Below are 22,271 nucleotides of genomic sequence, written 5' to 3'. Positions count from 1 at the left end.
ATGTTGCAACCTGCTATGAAACCCGTTGAAGAACACTCGCCGAGCGATATCATCGTCCGCATCGGGAGCCTGACGCGCATGCTGCGTGACAGCCTGCGCGAGCTGGGTCTGGATCAGGCGATTGCCGAAGCCGCGGAAGCCATTCCTGATGCCCGCGATCGTCTGGACTATGTTGTGCAGATGACCGCTCAGGCCGCGGAACGTGCGCTGAACAGCGTTGAAGCGTCACAGCCGCACCAGGATGCGATGGAAAAGGGGGCGAAAGCGCTGAGCAAACGCTGGGACGAGTGGTTTGAGAACCCTATCGAGCTGGCGGATGCCCGTGAGCTGGTGACGGATACCCGTCAGTACCTGGGTGATGTGCCGGGTCACACCAGCTTCACCAACGCCCAGCTGCTGGACATCATGATGGCGCAGGATTTCCAGGACCTGACCGGTCAGGTGATCAAGCGCATGATGGATGTTATCCAGGAGATTGAACGTCAGCTGCTGATGGTTCTGCTGGAGAACATTCCGGAGCCGGCAGCCCGTCCAAAACGCGAGAATGAAAGCCTGCTCAATGGTCCTCAGCTCGACGCCAGCAAAGCGGGCGTTGTGGCAAGCCAGGATCAGGTCGACGACCTGCTGGACAGCCTCGGTTTCTGATAGTCCGTTCCGCCTCAGGAGGTTAACGCCACCTGAGGCGGTTTGCGACAAAATCATCGAAAAGAGCCCGAATAATCGGGCTTTTCCCGCCATTGGATTTCCGCTGCGCTGGCATGATACCCGTGACGTAATGGGCTGAGCATGCACTGTGGCAGAAGAGAACGACGACAAAACGGAAGCCCCCACACCCCACCGACTAGAAAAGGCGCGTGAGGAAGGGCAGATCCCCCGATCCCGAGAATTGACCTCCCTGCTGATCCTTATCGTAGGGGTGTGCATTATCTGGTGGGGCGGGGAGTCGCTCGCCCGCAAACTGGCGGGAATGTTGTCCACCGGCTTACGTTTTGACCACAGCATGGTCAACGATCCGAATCTGATCCTCAGCCAGATAATTCAGCTTATTAAAGGGGCCATGGTTGCGCTGCTGCCCCTGATTACCGGGGTTGTGCTGGTCGCGCTGGTCTCGCCAGTGATGCTCGGCGGTCTGGTTTTTAGCGCCAAATCGCTGCAGCCGAAATTTTCCAAACTGAACCCGCTGCCGGGCATTGCGAAAATGTTCTCTGCGCAGACCGGGGCTGAGCTGCTCAAAGCCGTTCTCAAATCGGTGCTGATGGGCAGCTCCGCGGGGTTTTACCTCTGGTACCACTGGCCGGAAATGATGCGACTTATCAGCGAATCACCGCTCACCGCGATGAGCAACGCGCTGAATCTGGTCGGGCTCTGCGCGCTTCTGGTGGTGCTCAGCATTATCCCGATGGTGGGTTTTGACGTGATCTTCCAGCTTTATACCCACTTCAAAAAACTGCGCATGTCGCGGCAGGATATTCGTGACGAATATAAGCAGATGGAAGGTGACCCGCACGTGAAAGGGCGTATCCGCCAGATGCAGCGTGCCGCCGCCCGTCGCCGCATGATGGAAGATGTGCCGAAGGCCGACGTCATTGTTACTAACCCGACGCACTATTCTGTTGCGCTGCGCTATGACGAAAACAAAATGAGCGCGCCGAAAGTGGTGGCGAAAGGGGCGGGGCTGATCGCTCTGCGTATCCGGGAAATTGGCACCGAACACCGCGTGCCGATCCTGGAAGCCCCTCCGCTGGCGCGTGCCCTGTACCGCCATGCGGATATTGGACAACAGATCCCGGGACAGCTCTACGCCGCCGTGGCGGAAGTGCTGGCCTGGGTATGGCAGTTGAAGCGCTGGCGTCTGGCCGGCGGTCAACGGCCTGTGAAACCTGAGAACCTTCCGGTGCCTGCCGCGCTGGATTTTATGAACGAGAAGGACACTGATGGCTAATCTGGTGGCAATGTTGCGCCTGCCCGGCAACCTGAAATCGACCCAATGGCAGATCCTGGCCGGGCCGATTCTGATCCTGCTAATTCTGTCGATGATGGTACTGCCGCTCCCGGCGTTCATCCTCGACCTGCTTTTCACTTTCAATATTGCGCTGTCCATTATGGTGCTGCTGGTGGCGATGTTCACCCAGCGTACCCTGGAATTCGCCGCGTTCCCGACCATTCTGCTGTTTACCACCCTGCTGCGACTGGCGCTGAACGTGGCGTCCACGCGTATCATCCTGATGGAAGGTCACACCGGGGCGGCAGCGGCGGGTAAAGTGGTGGAAGCGTTCGGCCACTTCCTGGTGGGCGGTAATTTCGCTATCGGTATCGTGGTGTTCGTTATCCTCGTTATCATCAACTTTATGGTTATCACCAAAGGTGCAGGGCGTATCGCGGAAGTGGGCGCGCGTTTTGTGCTGGACGGGATGCCGGGTAAGCAGATGGCGATCGACGCCGACCTGAATGCCGGTCTTATCGCCGAAGATGAAGCCAAAAAACGCCGTGCGGAAGTGACGCAGGAAGCGGACTTCTACGGCTCCATGGACGGTGCGAGTAAGTTTGTGCGCGGTGACGCCATCGCAGGCATTCTGATCATGGTGATTAACGTGGTCGGCGGCCTGCTGGTAGGGGTACTGCAGCACGGGATGGACATGGGCCACGCGGCGGAAAGCTATACGCTGCTGACCATTGGTGACGGTCTGGTCGCGCAGATCCCGGCGCTGGTGATTTCCACGGCGGCGGGTGTCATCGTGACCCGCGTGAGCACCGATCAGGACGTTGGCGAGCAGATGGTGGGCCAGCTGTTCAGTAACCCGCGCGTCATGCTGCTTGCCGCGGCGGTTCTCGGGTTGCTCGGTCTGGTGCCGGGGATGCCAAACCTCGTCTTCCTGCTGTTTACGGCAGGTCTGCTGGGGCTAGCCTGGTGGATGCGCGGCCGTGAAACCAAACCGGCTGCGGAACCTGTTCCGGTCAAAATGCCGGAGAATACCCAGGCCGTCGAAGCGACCTGGAACGACGTTCAGCTGGAAGATTCCCTGGGAATGGAAGTGGGCTATCGCCTGATCCCGATGGTCGATTTCCAGCAGGACGGCGAGCTGCTTGGCCGTATCCGCAGCATCCGTAAAAAATTCGCGCAGGATATGGGCTTCCTGCCGCCGGTGGTACACATCCGCGACAATATGGACCTGCCGCCCGCGCGCTATCGCATTCTGATGAAAGGCGTTGAAATTGGCAGCGGTGATGCCTATCCAGGCCGCTGGCTGGCGATTAACCCCGGCACCGCCGCAGGCACGCTGCCGGGCGAGCAAACCATCGACCCGGCCTTTGGTCTGGCCGCTATCTGGATTGAAAGTGCCCTGAAAGAGCAGGCGCAGATCCAGGGGTATACGGTTGTTGAAGCCAGTACCGTGGTGGCGACCCATCTTAATCACCTGATTGGACAATTCTCAGCGGAACTGTTTGGCCGTCAGGAAGCGCAGCAGCTGCTGGACCGCGTCACGCAGGAGATGCCGAAGCTGACGGAAGATCTGGTTCCGGGCGTGGTGACGCTGACGACGCTGCACAAGGTGCTGCAAAACTTGCTCGAAGAAAAGGTACCGATCCGCGATATGCGCACCATTCTGGAAACGCTGGCAGAGCATGCGCCAATCCAGAGCGATCCGCACGAGCTGACGGCGGTGGTGCGCGTGGCGCTGGGGCGTGCGATCACCCAGCAGTGGTTCCCGGGAACCGGAGAAGTGCAGGTTATTGGCCTCGATACGCCGCTTGAACGCCTGCTGCTTCAGGCCCTGCAGGGCGGGGGTGGCCTGGAGCCGGGCCTGGCGGACCGTCTGCTGGCGCAAACCCAGGAGGCGCTGGCGCGTCAGGAGATGCTGGGCGCGCCGCCGGTGCTGCTGGTGAACCATGCGCTGCGTCCGCTGCTGTCGCGCTTCCTGCGTCGCAGCCTGAATCAGCTGGTCGTACTCTCGAATCTGGAGCTGTCGGACAACCGTCATATCCGCATGACCGCGACGATTGGAGGAAAATAATGCGTAAATGGCTTTGGATTTTGCTCTTCCCGCTGATGGCACAGGCTGGCGGGGAGGGGACCTGGCAGGCAAGCAGCATGGGGGTGACCCTCAGCAACCGGGGCGTCGCCATGTCCTCTAATCCGCTTTCGCCTTCTGAAGGCGTTTCCGGTCAGATGGGCCTTGTGGTCTGGAACTACCGGCTGATTGGCCCTACGCCAGCCGGACTGCGGGTGCGTCTTTGTTCTCAGACGCGCTGCACGGAAATCGACGGCGAAAATGGTACGACGCAGGCGTTCAACGGCGTACCGGCCATTGAGCCTTTGCGTTTCATCTGGGAAGTGCCGGGCGGGGGACGTTTGATCCCGGCGCTGAAGGTGCAGAGTAATTCTGTCATCGTGAACTACCGTTGACGGTTGCTGAGCAGGACTGCAAAAAATAAAACCCGGCGCTTGCCGGGTTTTTTGTATTACATACGTTCTACGGTTTCGATACCCAGGGTATCCAGACCCAGCTTCAGGGTCTTCGCCGTGAGCTGCGCCAGCTTCAGGCGGCTGTTGCGGACCGATTCGTTTTCCGCAGACAGAATAGGGCAGTGCTCGTAGAAGCCGGAGAACAGACCCGCCAGATCGTACAGGTAAGCACACATCACGTGCGGCGTGCCGTCACGCGCGACCACCGTCAGCGTCTCTTCGAACTGCAGCAGACGTGCCGCCAGCTGCGCTTCACGATCCTCCGTGATGGTCACGGCAGCATTTGCCAGCACGCTTTCGTCGATATTAGCTTTACGGAATACCGACAGCACGCGGGTGTAAGCGTACTGCATGTATGGCGCCGTGTTGCCTTCAAACGCCAGCATGTTATCCCAGTCGAAGATATAGTCGGTGGTACGGTTCTTAGAGAGATCCGCATATTTCACCGCACCGATACCCACGGCGTTGGCCAGTTTTTCCAGTTCGTCAGCAGGCATGTCCGGATTCTTCTCGGCCACCAGACGGCGGGCGCGTTCCAGCGCTTCGTCCAGCAGGTCAGAAAGCTTCACGGTACCGCCCGCACGGGTTTTGAACGGCTTGCCGTCTTTACCCAGCATCATGCCGAACATGTGGTGTTCCAGCGGAACGCAATCCGGCACGTAACCGGCTTTACGCACGATGGTCCACGCCTGCATCAGGTGCTGGTGCTGACGGGAGTCGATGTAGTACAGCACGCGGTCGGCATGCAGCGTTTCGTAACGGTATTTTGCGCAGGCGATGTCGGTAGTGGTGTAGAGATAGCCGCCATCCTTTTTCTGGATGATCACGCCCATCGGTTCACCTTCCTTGTTTTTATACTCATCAAGGAACACAACCGTTGCGCCTTCGCTCTCAACCGCCAGATTTTTCGCTTTCAGGTCCGCCACAATGCCGGGCAGCATTGGGTTATACAGGCTTTCACCCATCACGTCGTCACGGGTCAGGGTGACGTTCAGGCGGTTATAGGTAAGCTGGTTCTGAGACATGGTGATGTCAACCAGCTTGCGCCACATCTCGAGGAAGTATTGATCGCCGCCCTGCAGTTTTACCACGTAGCTGCGCGCGCGCTCGGCAAAGGCTTCGTCTTCGTCGTAGTGTTTTTTGGCTTCGCGATAGAACCCTTCCAGGTCCGCCAGCGCCATTTCACCCGCGTTTTCCTGCTGCTGTTTTTCCAGGTAAGCAATCAGCATGCCGAACTGGGTACCCCAGTCGCCCACGTGGTTCGCGCGGATCACCTTGTGACCGAGGAACTCGAGCGTGCGCACTGCGGCATCACCGATGATGGTGGAGCGCAGGTGGCCAACGTGCATCTCTTTCGCCACGTTCGGCGCAGAATAGTCGATCACGACGGTCTGCGCTTCCGGCTGGGACACACCCAGACGATCGGATTTCAGCGCCGCATCAACGTGGCGGGCCAGGAACGCAGGTTCCAGGAAGATATTGATAAAGCCCGGGCCGGCAATTTCGGTTTTGCTGGCAATGCCGGAAAGATCCAGATGCGTCAGTACCTGCTCAGCGAGCTGTCGCGGCGGCATGCCCAGTTTTTTAGCCACTGCCATCACGCCATTAGCCTGATAGTCGCCAAACTGTACTTTTGCTGACTGACGAACCTGCGGTTCGCAATCCGCAGGTGCACCTGCGGCAATCAGTGCCTGACTGACTTTTTCGGAGAGAAGAGCCTGAATATTCACCTGGATACCTTACGTTTTTGATGCGGGCTTACAACCGCCCGCGCCAGTTAAAGAATTTAGGGCGGGAGTATACTGCAAATGCCTTCTGTCGTCAGCATCGCGGGGCCTGAAGATTGCTCAGAATCCAGGCAGTGAAGGTGTGCATAAACATGCAGTCATAAAAAGCCGGATTATGCGGTTGGTCAAAACAGGGCAACAGAGTAAATTAGCGGCTTTGCGACACGAAAAGAGAGTGAATTATGGCGAACTGGCAATCCATTGACGAACTGCATGATATTTCCGCAGATTTACCGCGCTTCACCCAGGCGTTCACAGAACTTGCCACCCGTCTGGGTCTGGATATCGCACCGCTTGAGGCCGATCACATCTCTTTGCGCTGTCATCAGAATGCCACCGCAGAGCGCTGGCGTCGCGGTTTCGAACAGTGCGGCGTGTTGCTCTCCGAGAACATCATCAATGGTCGCCCCATTTGCCTGTTTAAACTGCATGAACCGGTGAACGTGGCCCACTGGCACTTCACCGTGGTTGAGCTGCCGTGGCCGGGCGAGAAGCGCTATCCGCACGAAGGCTGGGAGCATATCGAAATTGTCCTGCCGGGTGAACCGGAGACGTTGAACGCGCGCGCGCTGGCCCTGCTTTCTGACGACGGATTAAGCAAGCCGGGAATTTTTGTGAAGACGAGTTCTCCCAAAGGCGAGCGCGAGCGGTTACCTAACCCGACGCTGGCCGTCACGGACGGACAGGTCACGGTGAAATTTCATCCGTGGACCATTGAGCAGATCGTTGCCAGCGAAGCGTAAGAGATGTGAGTTCACGCCGCGACTGAAAATGGACGGCGTGGCATGATGATTCGTTTAGTGGGATTTCAGGAGGATTAAATGGCGCTGCTGGAGATTTGTTGTTACAGCGTGGAGTGTGCTGTGACCGCACAAAAACACGGGGCTGACCGTATTGAACTGTGCGCGGCACCCAAAGAGGGCGGGCTGACGCCGTCCTTCGGCGTGTTAAAGTCTGCCCGTCAGGCACTCACCATTCCCGTTCACCCGATTATTCGCCCGCGCGGCGGTGATTTTTGTTACACGGCGGGCGAGTTCAGTGCCATGCTTGAAGACATCGCCCTCGTGCGCGACCTGGGGTTCCCCGGGCTGGTCACCGGTCTGCTGGATGAAGACGGCAATATCGATCTCCCGCGCATGCGTCAGGTGATGAGCGCCGCACAGGGGCTGGCCGTCACTTTTCATCGTGCATTTGATATGTGTAAAGATCCGCTTCAGGCCTTTGAAACGCTTGGAGAACTTGGCGTGGCGCGCATTCTGACATCGGGTCAACAGGCGTCAGCTGAAAAAGGACTGCAATTAATTACGGAACTAAAAGCACATTCCGGTGTTCCAATAATAATGGCGGGTGCGGGAGTCCGCGCCAGCAATCTGGAACGGTTTTTAAACGCTGGGGTAGAAGAGCTGCACAGCTCCGCGGGTAAATGGATACCTTCGCCCATGCGTTATCGCAATACAGGGTTGTCAATGTCGACGGATGCTGAAGCAGATGAGTATTCACGCTACGGCGTAGAGGGAGAGTCGGTTGCGGAAATGAAGTCGCTGATTGAGCGCCATCACGTGTAGCAACGTACCGATTTTTACCGCGCATCATGTCGCCCAATATGATGCTTGCTTGTACCAGGCCCCTGCAATTTCAACAGGGGCCTTTTTTTCTCCTTCATATTTCAAGCCGCAGCCGCGTTGGCCGCCTCGCTCACCCCGGTCACTTACTGATGTAAGCTCCCGGGGATTCGCTGCGTTGCCGCCTTGCTGCAGCTTGAACTATTTTGGAGAAAACGTGCGACGCGTAGGCCGGGTAAGGCGCAGCCGCCACCCGGCTAACAGGCTACGGCTTCGTCGCTATCAAAACCGCACGCATCGGGGCCGGATAGCCTTCGATGGTTTTGCTGTGGTCGGCCGGGTCGAGGAACTGCTCCAGCGATTCGGTAATCATCCAGTCGGTGCGGCGCTGCTCTTCGAGAGAGGTCACGCTGACATCGGCAATCCGCACGTCCACAAACCCGCACTTCTCCAGCCAGTTCTTCAGCGCCAGCGCGGAAGGGATGAAGTAAACGTTGCGCATCTGCGCGTAGCGATCGCCCGGCACCAGAACAGCATGTTCATCCCCTTCGATCACCAGCGTTTCCAGCACCAGCTCGCCGCCGCTGACCAACTGATCCTTCAGTTGCCACAGGTGCTCCAGCGGAGAACGACGGTGATACAGCACGCCCATGGAGAACACGGTATCAAACGCTTTCAGGGCAGGGAGCTGTTCAATGCCCAGCGGCAGCAGGTGCGCGCGCTGGTCGTTACCCAGCAGCTTACGTACCGCTTCAAACTGGCACAGGAACAGCTGCATCGGGTCAATACCGACCGCCAGGTGCGCGCCCGCGCCAATCATGCGCCACATGTGGTAACCGCTGCCGCAGCCCACGTCCAGAATGGTACGTCCGGTCAGGTCGGAAAGGTGCGGCAGAACGCGATCCCATTTCCAGTCCGAGCGCCATTCGGTATTGATGTTCACCCCGTACAGCGAGAACGGGCCTTTGCGCCACGGCATCAGATTGCGCATCAGCGTTTCGATGCGGTTGATCTGCCCGGCCGGAAGCGGCTCTTCGCTTTCGGCGGTTACGCTGTGCAGAAGATCCAGACGATGCGGGGTCAGCTCGGGCAGAAACTCCACCGCGTTTGACCACTGCTTTAACAGGCCGTGCTGCGGATCGCGCTGCCAGGCGGCAATCTGCGCGGGCAAGGTTTCCAGCCAGTGGGAGAGCTGGTTTTTGGCAATCAGCTGATAGAAGTTACTGAATTCGATCATGCCGGTTTCCCCGCTTTCAGCGCCACCAGAGAGCCAAAGTTAAAGCACTGGAACCACAGTTCGCTGTGCTCAAACCCGGCTTTGCTCAGACGCGCTTTGTGGGTTTCTACGGAATCCGTCAGCATCACGTTTTCGAGCATGCTGCGCTTCTGGCTGATCTCCAGCTCGCTGTAGCCGTTCGCCCGTTTGAAATCGTGGTGCATGTTGAACAGCAGCTCGCCAACCTCGGCATCTTCGAAGCTGAATTTCTCCGAGAGCACCAGCGCGCCGCCAGGATTCAGCCCCTGATAAATTTTGTCCAGCAGCAGCTGGCGGTCTTCCGGCACCAGGAACTGAAGGGTGAAATTCAGCACCACCATCGAGGCGTTATTGATTTCAATCTCGCGGATATCACCTTCCACCACGTCCACCGGAACAGGGGCTTTGTACGCGTCAATATGGCGACGGCAGCGCTCAACCATGGCCGGGGAGTTATCGACGGCAATGATTCGGCAGCCTTCCTGGTGAATATTACGACGAACCGACAGCGTTGCCGCGCCGAGCGAGCAGCCCAGGTCATAGACCTGCGTGCCGGGTTGAACGAAGCGCTCAGCCAGCATGCCGATCATAGAGATAATATTGGAATAACCGGGAACAGAGCGCTGGATCATATCCGGGAAGACTTCAGCTACCCGTTCATCGAAGGTCCAGTCGCCCAAGCTGGCGATAGGCGCGGAAAAAAGCGTGTCGCGATCTGACATAACGTAAAAATCCGGGAAAAATAAAGTGGCGTATTGTGCGCTAATGGAGGGAGAAAACCAACTCCCACGGCATATACCACAGGTTAGCCAGCACCATCAGCAAAAGCGAACACCAGGTCGCACTCATGCCGGAACGACGCCAGCGGATTAAGCGGTGGTGAAAGCCGTAATAATGCATCAGGCGGCCAGCAATAAGAAGCAGGCCACAGATATGAACCATCCAGGTTTCTGCGCCATTCATCTCCATAAAAAGCAGCAGGATTAAGGCTGCGGGGATGTATTCGACCGCGTTGCCATGAATGCGGATAGCGCTTTGTAGCTCTGAAAATCCGCCGTCACCGTAGGAGACACGGTACAGCGTTCTGAGGCGCACAACATCAAATGAAAACTTAATCAGCAGTAATGCACCTAACACCGCATACAGCGCGCTGACCATACAAACTCCCTGTTTTTTGGCAGATGGCACTTCACTATGATAGGGGGTGATATCAGAAAAGAGAAGATTGTTGTGGGATGCCAGGGGCGCTGCCCACGGACGGCACCGCAGCCTGCAAGGCCTGCCACAGAGCATCGACCAGTTCGGGGGCCTGGGCAATATCCGGCGTGTGCAAAAAGAGATACGGCGTGGTGGTGTGTTCCCACGAGGCCAGTTTTTCCAGCCAGACGGCGAACATCGCCTGGTTTTGCTGCATGTTATCGCTGCCGATAAACCTGACCATCGGGTTCTGCGCAGTCATGATGGCGTGGACCGGCACTTTCGGTTTTTTACGCTGCGCCTCAATGATGGCCTCACTGTGCGGTATCGCGCTGTGCACCGGACGGCTGTCGAGGATCACCCGGTTGACGGAACGTTCAAGAAGGCCGCGGTTGAGCGCTTTTTCTGCTTCGCCCTTCGCAAAGAAGTCCTTGTGTCGGACCTCCACCCCATAGGTAAACTCCCGGGGCAGGGCGTCCAGAAACGTCCACAGTGCGGGCAGGTCGCGAGGGCCAAAGACGGCCGGAAGCTGCAGCCAGTACTGGCCGATGCGGTTTGCCAGAGGCGCCATCCGGGCAAAGAATTCGTCGGTCAACTCACCGCAGTTTCGCAGTGCGGCCTGGTGAGAAATGGTCGCCGGAAACTTGAAGCAGAAACGGAAATCGTCGGTTGTTTGCTCCCGCCAGCGTGCGACAATCTCAGCTTTGGGGAGCGCATACAGGGTGGTGTTGCCCTCGACACAGTTGAAGTGTCGGGCATACTCTTCAAGGCTGGTGATGCCAAGGCGCACCCATTTCGGGTGCGACCACTGGGGCAGGCCCACATACATCATAGTGCGCGAAGGATCTCATCCGTGCTGCGCACGCGGCCGATGCGCGGGAAGATATGGGTCATGCTGCCCTGATGCTGTTCCGCGGAGGCCGCGCTGCAGGCATCTTCGGCGATCACCAGATTAAAGCCCAGTTCCCAGGCGTTGCGGGCGGTTGACTCCACGCCGATATTGGTGGAAATGCCGCACAGGATGAGAGTGTCAATGCCGCGACGGCGGAGCTGCAGCTCGAGATCGGTACCGTAGAAGGCACCCCACTGGCGTTTGGTCACTTCAATATCGCTGTCGCATTTGCCGAGTGAGACCGGGTACGTCCACCAGTTTTCCGGCAGGGCTCGCGCGGGTGCCTGCGCATCAACGGGCTGTTTTAACGCTTCGGCGTAATCCGCGGACCAGCCGACGCGCACCATGACCACCTGCGCACCGCTGGCACGGCATTTCTCCGCCAGGCGAGCGGCGCGGCTGACCACATTGTCTGCGGTATGCGGGCCACCGGCAAAGGGCAAAATGCCTTCCTGTAAATCAATCACTACAAGCGCGGTTTTTTTGGCATCAAGGGTTAACATTGTTACTCCCGTTAAATTAATCACTTCTGGACACCATACGACGTGATGGCCTGTTATTGGTCGCATAATTTTGTTAATTTTTGTGAGAATGCGCAATAAGAGTGCAGCAAACGACCGCCTGGCCGTGGTTCGCTCTTATCGTCCGGCGGAATTTCCAGTATAATAGCCGCCTTTTTTCATCCAGTTGTGACATACAGAAAGCTGCGACATAGTAGCCTGCATACCAGGCGACATTTAGCCTGCGGCTAATTAAGGGATATCTCATGCGTACAGAATATTGCGGGCAGCTGCGTCAGTCCCACGTCGGACAGCAGGTCACCCTGTGTGGTTGGGTCAATCGTCGTCGTGATCTTGGTAGCCTTATCTTCATCGATATGCGCGACCGCGAAGGTATCGTTCAGGTGTTCTTCGACCCGGATCGCGCAGATGCGTTGAAGCTGGCCTCTGAGCTGCGTAATGAGTTCTGCATTCAGGTTACCGGCACCGTGCGTGCGCGTGACGAGAAAAACGTTAACGCCGACATGGCGACGGGTGCCATTGAAGTGCTGGCGTCCGATCTGACGATCATCAACCGTGCTGAAGCGCTGCCGCTGGACTCCAACCACGTCAACACTGAAGAAGCGCGTCTGAAATACCGCTACCTGGATCTGCGTCGCCCGGAAATGGCTCAGCGCCTGAAAACCCGTGCGAAAATCACCAGCCTGGTGCGTCGCTTTATGGATGATCACGGTTTCCTCGATATCGAAACCCCGATGCTGACCAAAGCCACGCCGGAAGGCGCGCGCGACTACCTGGTCCCATCCCGCGTTCATAAAGGTAAATTCTACGCGCTGCCGCAGTCTCCGCAGCTGTTCAAACAGCTGCTGATGATGTCCGGCTTCGATCGTTACTATCAGATCGTTAAATGCTTCCGCGACGAAGACCTGCGCGCTGACCGCCAGCCAGAATTTACCCAGATCGACGTGGAAACCTCCTTCATGACCGCCGAACAGGTGCGTGAAGTGATGGAAGCCCTGGTGCGTAGCCTGTGGAACGACGTAAAAGGCGTTGAGCTGGGCGATTTCCCAATTATGACCTTCGCTGAAGCCGAGCGTCGCTACGGCTCCGACAAACCTGACCTGCGTAACCCGATGGAGCTGGTGGACGTTGCAGACCTGGTGAAAGGCGTTGAGTTTGCCGTCTTCGCTGGCCCGGCTAACGATCCTAAAGGCCGCGTGGCGGCTCTGCGCGTGCCGGGTGGTGCAGCTCTGAGCCGCAAGCAGATCGACGACTACGGCAACTTCATCAAGATCTACGGCGCGAAAGGTCTGGCCTATATTAAGGTGACCGAGCGTGCGAAAGGTCTGGAAGGTATCACCAGCCCGGTAGCGAAATTCCTGAACGCGGACATCGTGGAAGCGATCCTTGAGCGCACCGGCGCGCAGGACGGCGACATGATCTTCTTCGGCGCAGACAACAAGAAAGTTGTGGCGGATGCGATGGGCGCGCTGCGTCTGAAGCTCGGCAAAGACCTGAGCCTGACCGACGAAAACAAATGGGCGCCGCTGTGGGTTATCGACTTCCCAATGTTTGAAGACGACGGTGAAGGCGGCCTGACGGCGATGCACCACCCGTTCACCTCGCCAAAAGACATGACGGCAGCAGAGCTGAAAGCGGCGCCGGAAGACGCGGTCGCGAACGCTTATGACATGGTTATCAACGGCTACGAAGTGGGCGGCGGTTCCGTGCGTATTCACAGCGGTGAAATGCAGCAGACCGTGTTCGGCATCCTGGGCATCAACGAGCAGGAGCAGCGCGAGAAGTTTGGCTTCCTGCTGGACGCGCTGAAATACGGTACGCCTCCGCACGCAGGTCTGGCCTTCGGACTTGACCGACTGACCATGCTGCTGACCGGCACCGATAACATTCGTGATGTTATTGCCTTCCCGAAAACCACTGCCGCAGCGTGTCTGATGACCGAAGCGCCAAGCTTTGCTAACCCAGCCTCTCTGGCTGAGCTGGGCATTGAAGTGGTGAAGAAGGAAGAGAAAAACTGATATGGAATATAAGCTTCCCGTTTCGGTTCTGGTGGTCATTTATGCAGAAGACACGAAGCGGGTGCTGATGTTGCAGCGGCGCGATGACCCTGATTTCTGGCAGTCGGTAACCGGCAGTCTGGAAGAGGGAGAAACCGCGCCGCAGGCCGCCGCGCGTGAAGTAAAGGAAGAGGTCGCCATTGACGTTGCCCGCGAGCAACTGACCCTGAAGGACTGTCAGCGCACGGTGGAGTTTGAAATTTTTAGCCATTTACGTCATCGCTACGCGCCGGGTACCAGCCGCAACACGGAGTCGTGGTTCTGTCTCGCGCTCCCCCATGAACGGGAGATCGTGTTTACCGAACACCTGACCTACCGCTGGGTGAATGCGGCGGAGGCCGCCGCACTGACCAAGTCGTGGAGCAACCGGCAGGCGATTGAAGAATTTGTAATTAACGCTGCCTGAAAAGGCGCGCTCTTTGAGGATATTTTTATGGCAGGTCATAGTAAGTGGGCCAACACCAAACACCGCAAAGCGGCACAGGATGCCAAGCGCGGTAAGATCTTTACCAAAATCATTCGCGAGCTGGTGACGGCAGCGCGTCTGGGCGGCGGTGACCCGGCTTCTAACCCGCGTCTGCGCGCGGCGGTTGATAAAGCGCTGTCCAACAACATGACGCGTGACACCCTAAACCGTGCTATCGCACGTGGTGTGGGCGGCGATGAAGACGCGAACATGGAAACCATCATTTATGAAGGTTACGGCCCTGGCGGTACGGCGGTGATGGTTGAGTGCCTGTCCGACAACCGTAACCGTACCGTTGCGGAAGTGCGCCACGCGTTCACCAAAACCGGTGGCAACCTGGGCACTGACGGTTCCGTTGCTTACCTGTTCAGCAAAAAAGGCGTCATCTCCTTCGAGAAAGGCGATGAAGATGCGATCATGGAAGCGGCGCTGGAAGCCGGTGCGGAAGACGTGGTGACCTTCGATGACGGTGCTATCGACGTTTACACCGCATGGGAAGAGATGGGTGCCGTGCGCGACGCGCTGGAAGCGGCTGGCCTGAAAGCGGACAACGCTGAAGTCTCCATGATCCCGTCCACCAAAGCGGACATGGATGCGGAAACCGCACCAAAACTGCTGCGTCTGATCGACATGCTCGAAGACTGCGACGACGTGCAGGAAGTGTACCACAACGGTGAAATCTCTGATGAGGTTGCAGCGACTCTCTAATGAGAGCGTGTAAATCCGTTACAGGAGACGCGTGATGTCGATTATTCTCGGGATTGACCCAGGCTCACGCGTCACCGGTTATGGCGTTATCCGTCAGGTGGGACGCCAGTTAACCTACCTCGGCAGCGGCTGTATTCGCACCAAAGTGGACGATCTGCCGTCGCGCCTGAAGCTCATTTATGCGGGCGTGTCGGAGATCATCACCCAGTTTCAGCCGGACTATTTCGCTATCGAGCAGGTCTTTATGGCGAAAAACGCCGATTCGGCGCTAAAGCTCGGTCAGGCGCGCGGAGTGGCCATTGTGGCTGCGGTCAACCAGGATTTGCCGGTATTTGAATACGCGGCACGTCAGGTCAAGCAGACGGTGGTGGGCATTGGTAGCGCGGAGAAAAGTCAGGTGCAGCACATGGTGCGTACCCTGCTGAAGCTGCCAGCGAACCCGCAGGCCGACGCCGCGGATGCGCTGGCGATTGCGATTACCCACTGTCACGTCAGCCAGAACGCGATGCAGATGAGCGAGTCGCGGCTTAATCTGGCGCGAGGCAGGTTACGATAATGAGAAATCAGGCTGGATAAACATCCAGCCTTTTTTTATTATGTCGGCAGTTAATTTCTCCCAGAACGCAGGAGCGTCACGTGATAGGCAGACTCAGAGGCATCATCATTGAAAAACAACCCCCGTTAGTGCTGCTGGAAGTGGGTGGCGTGGGCTATGAAGTCCATATGCCGATGACCTGCTTCTATGAGCTGCCGGACGCGGGCAAAGAGGCGATTGTCTTTACACAGTTTGTGGTGCGTGAAGATGCCCAACTGCTGTACGGCTTCAATAACAAGCAGGAGCGGACCCTGTTCCGCGAGCTGATTAAAACTAACGGCGTTGGCCCGAAGCTGGCGCTGGCGATTTTATCCGGCATGTCAGCGCCACAGTTTGTGAATGCCGTTGAGCGCGAAGATCCTGCTGCGCTGATTAAGCTTCCGGGCATCGGCAAGAAAACGGCAGAGCGCCTGATTGTCGAGATGAAAGACCGCTTTAAAGGTCTGCATGGCGATCTGTTCACGCCGGCTGCCGATTTGGTACTGACCTCGCCAGGCGGCCCCGCCACGGATGATGATGCCGAGCAGGAAGCGGTTGCCGCGCTGGTGGCGCTGGGCTATAAACCTCAGGAGGCCAGCCGTATGGTGAGCAAAATTGCCAAACCGGACGCCAGCAGTGAAACCCTGATTCGCGAAGCGCTGCGCGCTGCATTGTGAGGTAAAGGATGATTGAAGCAGACCGCCTGGTATCGGCAGGCACTATTCAGGCAGATGACGTGGTGGATCGCGCGATCCGCCCAAAACTGCTTGATGAGTATATCGGCCAGCCGCAGGTTCGTTCCCAGATGGAGATTTTCATCCAGGCGGCAAAGCTGCGCGGCGATGCGCTCGATCACCTGCTGATTTTTGGCCCTCCAGGTTTGGGGAAAACCACGCTGGCGAATATCGTCGCCAATGAAATGGGCGTCAACCTGCGCACCACCTCCGGCCCGGTGCTGGAGAAGGCGGGCGATCTCGCTGCGATGCTGACCAACCTCGAACCGCATGACGTGCTGTTTATCGATGAGATCCACCGCCTGTCGCCGGTGGTGGAGGAAGTGCTCTATCCGGCGATGGAAGATTACCAGCTGGATATCATGATTGGCGAAGGCCCGGCCGCGCGCTCCATCAAAATCGATCTGCCGCCGTTTACCCTGATTGGTGCAACGACGCGGGCCGGGTCGTTGACCTCTCCGCTGCGCGACCGTTTCGGTATCGTGCAGCGTCTTGAGTTTTACCAGGTGGCGGACCTCCAGCATATCGTTGGCCGTAGCGCCCGCTATATGGGGCTGGAAATGAGCGAAGAGGGCGCGTTTGAAGTGGCGAAGCGTTCCCGCGGTACGCCGCGTATCGCTAACCGCCTGCTGCGCCGCGTACGTGACTTTGCCGAAGTGAAGCACGATGGCTCGATTTCCGCCGAGATCGCCGCGCAGGCGCTGGATATGCTGAACGTCGATGCCGAAGGCTTTGACTATATGGACCGTAAACTGCTGCTGGCGGTGCTGGATAAGTTCTTTGGCGGCCCGGTCGGGCTGGATAACCTGGCGGCGGCAATCGGGGAAGAGCGCGAAACCATCGAGGACGTGCTTGAACCGTATCTAATCCAGCAGGGCTTCCTGCAGCGCACCCCGCGTGGACGTATGGCGACGGTGCGGGCGTGGAATCATTTTGGCATTACGCCACCGGCAATGCCGTAATGCATTGTTCCCTCTCCCTGTGGGAGAGGGCCAGGGTGAGGGCATCAGCGCCCTCGATGTTAATTTGCGGTCTTCTTCATCATACTGAAGATAAACAGCACCGCTGCACTCAACACCACAGACGGCCCCGCAGGCGTGTCATAGAACGCCGAGAAGGTGAGTCCACCCGTTACCGCAATCATTCCGACAATCACGGCCACACCGGCCATCTGCTCCGGCGTACGGGCAAAACGACGCGCCGTAGCCGCAGGGATGATCAGCAGCGACGTAATAATCAGCGCGCCGACAAACTTCATCGCCACGCCTATGGTTAACGCCGTTACCAGCATCAGCAGCAGCTTAACGCGCTGCAGCTTCACGCCGTCGACAAACGCCAGGTCCGGGCTGACGGTCATGGCCAGCAGGTTACGCCACTGCCAGAGCAGAATAGCGAGCACCACCACCACGCCAATGGCGATAGCGATGAGATCGTCTGGCGTGACGGCCAGCAGGTCACCGAACAGGTAAGCCATCAGATCCACGCGGATATTCGACATCAGGCTGACCACCACCAGGCCCAGTGACAGGGCACTGTGCGCCATAATGCCAAGCAGCGTATCAATTGCGAGGTGAGGGCGCTTCTCCAGCCAGACCAGACCGGCGGCCAGCAACAGCGTGACCACAATCACCGCGTAAAACGGGTTCACATTAAGCAACAGACCAAAGGCAACACCCAGCAGGGACGCGTGCGCAAGGGTATCGCCGAAATAGGACATTCTGCGCCAGACGACAAACGAGCCGAGCGGACCCGCGGCGCAGGCAAGCATAATCCCGGCCAGCCAGCCGGGCAGTAACAGTTCAATCATGAGTGTCCATTTCCCCGACGCAGTACGATTCGTCCCTGTAAATCATGGCGATGATTATGATGATGGCGATAGATGCCCAGCTGTTCAGCGCCGCGAGGGCCGAACATAGAGATAAACTCCGGGTGCATGGAGACCACTTCTGGCGTGCCGGAGCAGCAGATATGGTGGTTGAGACACAGCACTTCGTCGGTTTTTGCCATCACCAGATGGAGATCGTGAGACACCATCAGCACTGCGCAATCAAGCTCTCGACGTAGCTGGTCGATCAAATCATAAAGCGCAACCTGACCATTCACATCCACACCCTGAGTCGGCTCATCCAGCACCAGCAGCTGCGGGCTGCTCAGCAGCGCGCGGGCAAGTAAGACTCGCTGAGTTTCACCGCCGGACAGTTTTTGCAGCGGCGCATCGACAAGATGGCCCGCCTGCACGCGTTTCAGTGCCGGGAGAATATCGGCTTTACGCGTGCCGGGGCGCAGACGCAGGAAGCGGCTGACCGTCAGCGGCAGCGTGGCGTCGAGATGAAGTTTTTGCGGCACATAACCGATACGCAATTTTTCCTCGCGCTTGATCACGCCTTCATCGGGTGCGACCAGACCCAGCACCACGCGCACCAGGGTGGATTTGCCTGCGCCATTGGGGCCGAGCAGCGTCAGAATTTTGCCGGGCTTCAGATCGAGCGACACGTCAGAGAGGACGCGGCGCTGGCCAAATGAGACCGAAATATTTTCAAGGGAAACCAATGTCGTCATGTCATTTTAAGCTTGAAGAAGTCAACGAATGTTATAATATCACATTCCACGCATTCACTACGATGATTAGTCGCATTATGTTACATAAAAATACGCTTCTTTTCGCAGCATTATCCGCTGCCCTTTGGGGTACAACCGCACAAGATGTTAACGCTGCGGTTGTCGCTTCGCTTAAACCACTCGGATTCATCGCGTCGGCCATTGCAGACGGGGTCACGGAAACCCAGGTTCTGCTCCCTGATGGTGCATCCGAGCATGACTATTCCCTGCGCCCGTCAGATGTAAAACGCTTACAAAACGCGGACTTAGTCGTCTGGATTGGCCCGGAAATGGAAGCGTTCATGCAGAAGTCAGCAAAACAGGTTGCCGGCGAAAAGCAGGTCGCGATTGCAGACCTCCCCGGCGTGAAACCGCTGCTCATGAAAGGGGCGGATGACGACGGTGACGAACATGACCATCACGCTGCAGAGGGTGAAAAAGGTGATGGAGATCACCATCACGGCGAGTACAACATGCATCTTTGGTTATCCCCAGAGATAGCGCGGCTTTCAGCGGTTGCAATCCATGACAAATTAGTGGAACTTATGCCGCAAAGTCGAGCCAAACTAGACGCCAACCTGAAGGATTTTGAGGCACAATTAGCCGCAACCGATAAGCAGGTAGGTAATGAGCTCGCACCGTTGAAAGGTAAAGGGTATTTCGTTTTTCATGACGCCTATGGCTATTACGAAAAACACTACGGTTTGACCCCGCTGGGTCATTTTACCGTCAATCCTGAAATTCAGCCTGGTGCGCAGCGTTTACATGAAATCAGAACACAGCTGGTTGAGCAAAAAGCGACATGCGTTTTTGCTGAGCCACAGTTCAGGCCAGCGGTCGTAGAAGCCGTGGCCAGGGGAACATCCGTGCGCATGGGAACCCTTGACCCGCTAGGTACGAATATCCAGTTGAGCAAAGCGAGCTATTCGCAGTTCCTCAGCCAACTGGCGAACCAGTATGCGAGCTGCCTGAAAGGAGATTAACGAGGAAGTGAATACGTGCAACAGATAGCCCGCTCTGTCGCCCTGGCATTTAACAATCTGCCTCGACCCCACCGCGTTATGCTGGGGTCGCTTACAGTACTCACCTTAGCGGTCGCCGTCTGGCGGCCCTATGTTTACCACCCGAGTTCTGCCCCTATCATCAAAACCATTGAGCTTGAAAAGAGCGAAATCCGTTCTTTGCTGCCTGAAGCCAGTGAGCCTATCGACCAGGCGGCTCAGGAAGATGAAGCCATTCCGCAGGATGAGCTGGACGATAAAACCGAGAACGAAGCCGGTATTCACGAATATGTTGTGTCTACCGGGGACACGCTGAGCAGCGTGCTGAACCAGTACGGCATCGACATGGGCAATATCAGCCAGCTGGCGGCTGCGGATAAAGATCTTCGTAACCTGAAAATCGGACAACAGCTCTCCTGGACACTAACGGCGGATGGCGATCTCCAGCGTCTGACCTGGGAAATGTCCCGCCGCGAAACCCGCACCTACGATCGCACTGCAAACGGTTTCAAGATGACCAGCGAAATGCAGAAGGGCGACTGGGTTAACAGCGTTCTGAAAGGCACCGTGGGCGCGAGCTTTGTCTCCAGCGCGCGAGATGCGGGCTTGACCAGCGCTGAAATCAGTTCGGTGATCAAAGCCATGCAGTGGCAGATGGATTTCCGTAAGCTGAAGAAGGGCGATGAGTTCTCCGTTCTGATGTCCCGCGAAATGCTGGACGGCAAGCGCGAGCAAAGCCAGCTGCTGGGCGTACGTCTGCGCTCTGAGGGCAAAGATTACTACGCGATTCGTGCCGAAGACGGTAAGTTCTATGACCGCAGCGGTACGGGTCTTGCGAAAGGCTTCCTGCGTTTCCCGACGGCAAAACAGTTCCGCGTCTCCTCGAACTTTAACCCGCGTCGTCTGAACCCGGTAACCGGGCGCGTCGCGCCGCACCGTGGCGTTGACTTTGCCATGCCGCAGGGCACGCCGGTACTGGCGGTAGGGGATGGCGAAGTGGTGGTGGCCAAGCGTAGCGGTGCCGCCGGATATTATGTCGCGGTACGTCATGGTCGTACTTATACGACCCGCTATATGCACCTGCGTAAGCTGCTGGTCAAACCGGGCCAGAAGGTGAAGCGCGGGGACCGTATCGCGATCTCCGGCAATACCGGACGTTCTACCGGCCCGCACCTGCACTATGAAGTGTGGATCAACCAACAAGCAGTGAACCCGCTGACCGCGAAACTGCCGCGCACTGAAGGCCTGACAGGTAAAGATCGTACTGATTATCTGGCGCAGGTGAAAGAGGTGATGCCGCAGCTGAGCTTAAACTAAGTTCTCTGTTTTTGTTAAAAAAGCCGGCGCACACTGACGCCGGCTTTTTCTTTTGTGCGTGGACGACTGCCTCGCTACACTATCTGAATAAAATTTTGCGTCATCAGACCCTGGATCCAGCATGGAAACCCAAAAAAACAATATTGAATACATTCCTGAGTTTGAAAAATCCTTCCGCCATCCGCGCAACTGGGGCGCCTGGCTTGGTGTTTACGCCTTTGCGGGGATGGCGATGCTGCCTGCCTCTGTTCGCGATCCCGTTCTGGGTAAAATTGGTCGTCTGGCGGGGCGTTTAGGCAAGAGCGCCCGCCGTCGTGCGCAGATCAACCTCTATTACTGTTTTCCTGAGAAAAGCGACGCCGAGCGCGAGGCAATCATTGATGAGATGTATACTACCGCGCCGCAGGCCATGGCGATGATGGCGGAGCTGGCGCTGAAAGGGCCGGATAAAATCGTCGATCGCATTGACTGGAAAGGGCTGGAGATCATCGAGGAGATGCGCCGCAATGACGAGAAAGTCATTTTCCTCGTCCCCCACGGCTGGGGCGTTGATATTCCGGCGATGCTGATGGCCTCTCAGGGCCAGAAGATGGCGGCAATGTTCCACAATCAGGGCAATAAGATTTTCGATTTTGTCTGGAACACGGTGCGTCGTCGTTTTGGCGGACGCCTGCATGCCCGTAACGATGGCATTAAGCCCTTCATTCAGTCGGTACGTCAGGGGTACTGGGGCTACTATCTACCGGATCAGGATCACGGCCCCGAGCACAGCGAGTTTGTCGATTTCTTTGCGACCTATAAAGCGACGCTCCCTGCGATAGGTCGCCTGATGAAAGTCTGTCGTGCCCGCGTGATCCCGCTATTCCCGGTCTATGACGGCAAAACGCATCGTCTGAGTATTGAGGTCCGTCCTCCGATGGACGATCTGCTGACCGCAGACGACCACACCATCGCGCGTCGAATGAACGAAGAGGTAGAGATACTGGTGGGGCCGCATGCCGAACAGTACACGTGGATTCTGAAGCTGCTTAAAACGCGCAAACCGGGCGAAACAGAGCCGTATAAACGCAAAGAGCTGTATCCAACGAAATAAAAAAAGCCCTCTCCATCTGGAGAGGGCTTTTTAACAGAGACGTT

The 22,271-nt window shown here is 57.2% G+C and carries 23 protein-coding genes; 15 read left to right on the top strand and 8 right to left on the bottom strand.

Translation table 11 applies throughout. The features are described 5' to 3' along the window. The 4 genes from cheZ (at window position 1) to flhE (ending at window position 4,405) form a co-directional block, all read left to right on the top strand. On the top strand, window positions 1-645 hold the full coding sequence (gene cheZ / locus OTG14_RS10105; protein WP_023312251.1) for a protein phosphatase CheZ: 645 nt from the start codon (window positions 1-3) through the stop codon (window positions 643-645). 148 nt (window positions 646-793) lie between these two features. Next, window positions 794-1,942 carry a flagellar biosynthesis protein FlhB gene (gene flhB / locus OTG14_RS10100; RefSeq protein ID WP_024909679.1) on the top strand — a complete coding sequence of 383 codons (1,149 nt, stop codon included), beginning with the start codon at window positions 794-796 and terminating at the stop codon, window positions 1,940-1,942. Next, window positions 1,935-4,013 (top strand): flagellar biosynthesis protein FlhA, encoded by a 2,079-nt coding sequence (flhA, locus tag OTG14_RS10095; protein WP_267215018.1) that lies wholly within the window; start codon window positions 1,935-1,937, stop codon window positions 4,011-4,013. The genes flhB and flhA overlap by 8 nt, the downstream gene beginning before the upstream one ends. Next, on the top strand, window positions 4,013-4,405 hold the full coding sequence (flhE, locus tag OTG14_RS10090; RefSeq protein WP_032647804.1) for a flagellar protein FlhE: 393 nt from the start codon (window positions 4,013-4,015) through the stop codon (window positions 4,403-4,405). The genes flhA and flhE overlap by 1 nt, the downstream gene beginning before the upstream one ends. A 56-nt stretch (window positions 4,406-4,461) precedes the next feature. Here flhE and argS read toward each other — a convergent pair whose 3' ends face one another. Then, window positions 4,462-6,195 carry an arginine--tRNA ligase gene (gene argS / locus OTG14_RS10085; RefSeq protein ID WP_024909682.1) on the bottom strand — a complete coding sequence of 578 codons (1,734 nt, stop codon included), beginning with the start codon at window positions 6,193-6,195 and terminating at the stop codon, window positions 4,462-4,464. 239 nt (window positions 6,196-6,434) lie between these two features. Here argS and OTG14_RS10080 point away from each other — a divergent pair, with 239 nt between their 5' ends. Together OTG14_RS10080 and cutC are read left to right on the top strand one after the other, a co-directional pair. Continuing rightward, complete coding sequence (locus tag OTG14_RS10080; protein WP_032647800.1) at window positions 6,435-6,995, top strand: VOC family protein; 561 nt, start codon at window positions 6,435-6,437, stop codon at window positions 6,993-6,995. A gap of 78 nt (window positions 6,996-7,073) precedes the next feature. Next, window positions 7,074-7,817, top strand: coding sequence for a copper homeostasis protein CutC (cutC, locus tag OTG14_RS10075; RefSeq protein WP_061714865.1), 744 nt, complete (start codon window positions 7,074-7,076; stop codon window positions 7,815-7,817). A 262-nt stretch (window positions 7,818-8,079) separates the two neighbouring features. Here the strand turns inward: cutC and cmoB are convergent, their stop codons facing one another. Genes cmoB through OTG14_RS10050 form a run of 5 tightly spaced genes read right to left on the bottom strand, consistent with a single transcriptional unit; the run spans window position 8,080 to window position 11,661 of the window. Then, complete coding sequence (gene cmoB, locus OTG14_RS10070) at window positions 8,080-9,051, bottom strand: tRNA 5-methoxyuridine(34)/uridine 5-oxyacetic acid(34) synthase CmoB (protein ID WP_267215017.1); 972 nt, start codon at window positions 9,049-9,051, stop codon at window positions 8,080-8,082. Continuing rightward, on the bottom strand, window positions 9,048-9,791 hold the full coding sequence (gene cmoA, locus OTG14_RS10065) for a carboxy-S-adenosyl-L-methionine synthase CmoA (RefSeq protein WP_048992239.1): 744 nt from the start codon (window positions 9,789-9,791) through the stop codon (window positions 9,048-9,050). Before cmoA ends, cmoB begins: the two co-directional genes overlap by 4 nt. A gap of 40 nt (window positions 9,792-9,831) precedes the next feature. Beyond that, window positions 9,832-10,227 carry an MAPEG family protein gene (locus tag OTG14_RS10060; protein ID WP_021240443.1) on the bottom strand — a complete coding sequence of 132 codons (396 nt, stop codon included), beginning with the start codon at window positions 10,225-10,227 and terminating at the stop codon, window positions 9,832-9,834. Window positions 10,228-10,279: 52 nt separating this feature from the next. Next, window positions 10,280-11,098 carry a DUF72 domain-containing protein gene (locus OTG14_RS10055; RefSeq protein WP_208763023.1) on the bottom strand — a complete coding sequence of 273 codons (819 nt, stop codon included), beginning with the start codon at window positions 11,096-11,098 and terminating at the stop codon, window positions 10,280-10,282. Beyond that, window positions 11,095-11,661, bottom strand: a complete 567-nt coding sequence (locus OTG14_RS10050; protein WP_061714869.1) for a hydrolase — start codon at window positions 11,659-11,661, stop codon at window positions 11,095-11,097. The genes OTG14_RS10055 and OTG14_RS10050 overlap by 4 nt, the downstream gene beginning before the upstream one ends. Window positions 11,662-11,924: 263 nt before the next feature. On the opposite strand from OTG14_RS10050, the gene aspS reads away from it, so the two are divergent. The 6 genes from aspS (at window position 11,925) to ruvB (ending at window position 17,180) form a co-directional block, all read left to right on the top strand. Beyond that, on the top strand, window positions 11,925-13,697 hold the full coding sequence (gene aspS, locus OTG14_RS10045; RefSeq protein WP_048992234.1) for an aspartate--tRNA ligase: 1,773 nt from the start codon (window positions 11,925-11,927) through the stop codon (window positions 13,695-13,697). Between the two features lies 1 nt (window position 13,698). Then, complete coding sequence (nudB, locus tag OTG14_RS10040) at window positions 13,699-14,142, top strand: dihydroneopterin triphosphate diphosphatase (RefSeq protein ID WP_248272627.1); 444 nt, start codon at window positions 13,699-13,701, stop codon at window positions 14,140-14,142. A gap of 27 nt (window positions 14,143-14,169) precedes the next feature. After that, window positions 14,170-14,910, top strand: a complete 741-nt coding sequence (locus OTG14_RS10035) for a YebC/PmpR family DNA-binding transcriptional regulator (RefSeq protein ID WP_008500447.1) — start codon at window positions 14,170-14,172, stop codon at window positions 14,908-14,910. A gap of 34 nt (window positions 14,911-14,944) precedes the next feature. Then, the gene (gene ruvC, locus OTG14_RS10030) at window positions 14,945-15,466 is read left to right on the top strand and encodes a crossover junction endodeoxyribonuclease RuvC (protein ID WP_003859749.1); all 522 of its coding nucleotides are present in this window, start codon (window positions 14,945-14,947) and stop codon (window positions 15,464-15,466) included. An 80-nt stretch (window positions 15,467-15,546) separates the two neighbouring features. Then, window positions 15,547-16,161, top strand: coding sequence for a Holliday junction branch migration protein RuvA (gene ruvA, locus OTG14_RS10025; protein WP_023312236.1), 615 nt, complete (start codon window positions 15,547-15,549; stop codon window positions 16,159-16,161). An 8-nt stretch (window positions 16,162-16,169) separates the two neighbouring features. Continuing rightward, window positions 16,170-17,180, top strand: a complete 1,011-nt coding sequence (ruvB, locus tag OTG14_RS10020; RefSeq protein ID WP_023312235.1) for a Holliday junction branch migration DNA helicase RuvB — start codon at window positions 16,170-16,172, stop codon at window positions 17,178-17,180. A gap of 59 nt (window positions 17,181-17,239) precedes the next feature. On the opposite strand, the gene znuB is transcribed toward ruvB, so the two are convergent. Then, entirely contained in the window at window positions 17,240-18,025 is a 786-nt protein-coding gene (gene znuB, locus OTG14_RS10015; protein ID WP_024909692.1) for a zinc ABC transporter permease subunit ZnuB, read from the bottom strand. Next, on the bottom strand, window positions 18,022-18,777 hold the full coding sequence (znuC, locus tag OTG14_RS10010) for a zinc ABC transporter ATP-binding protein ZnuC (RefSeq protein WP_023312233.1): 756 nt from the start codon (window positions 18,775-18,777) through the stop codon (window positions 18,022-18,024). Before znuC ends, znuB begins: the two co-directional genes overlap by 4 nt. A 77-nt stretch (window positions 18,778-18,854) precedes the next feature. Between znuC and znuA the strand changes: the two genes are divergently transcribed. The 3 genes from znuA (at window position 18,855) to lpxM (ending at window position 22,227) form a co-directional block, all read left to right on the top strand. Further along, complete coding sequence (znuA, locus tag OTG14_RS10005; RefSeq protein WP_032642638.1) at window positions 18,855-19,799, top strand: zinc ABC transporter substrate-binding protein ZnuA; 945 nt, start codon at window positions 18,855-18,857, stop codon at window positions 19,797-19,799. A 15-nt stretch (window positions 19,800-19,814) separates the two neighbouring features. After that, complete coding sequence (gene mepM, locus OTG14_RS10000; RefSeq protein WP_024909694.1) at window positions 19,815-21,134, top strand: murein DD-endopeptidase MepM; 1,320 nt, start codon at window positions 19,815-19,817, stop codon at window positions 21,132-21,134. A gap of 121 nt (window positions 21,135-21,255) precedes the next feature. Further along, on the top strand, window positions 21,256-22,227 hold the full coding sequence (gene lpxM, locus OTG14_RS09995; protein ID WP_024909695.1) for a lauroyl-Kdo(2)-lipid IV(A) myristoyltransferase: 972 nt from the start codon (window positions 21,256-21,258) through the stop codon (window positions 22,225-22,227). Window positions 22,228-22,271: the final 44 nt, after the last annotated feature.

This window comes from Enterobacter pseudoroggenkampii (genome assembly GCF_026420145.1).
Lineage (GTDB): Bacteria > Pseudomonadota > Gammaproteobacteria > Enterobacterales > Enterobacteriaceae > Enterobacter > Enterobacter pseudoroggenkampii.
This window is presented reverse-complemented; position numbering and strand designations above follow the sequence as displayed.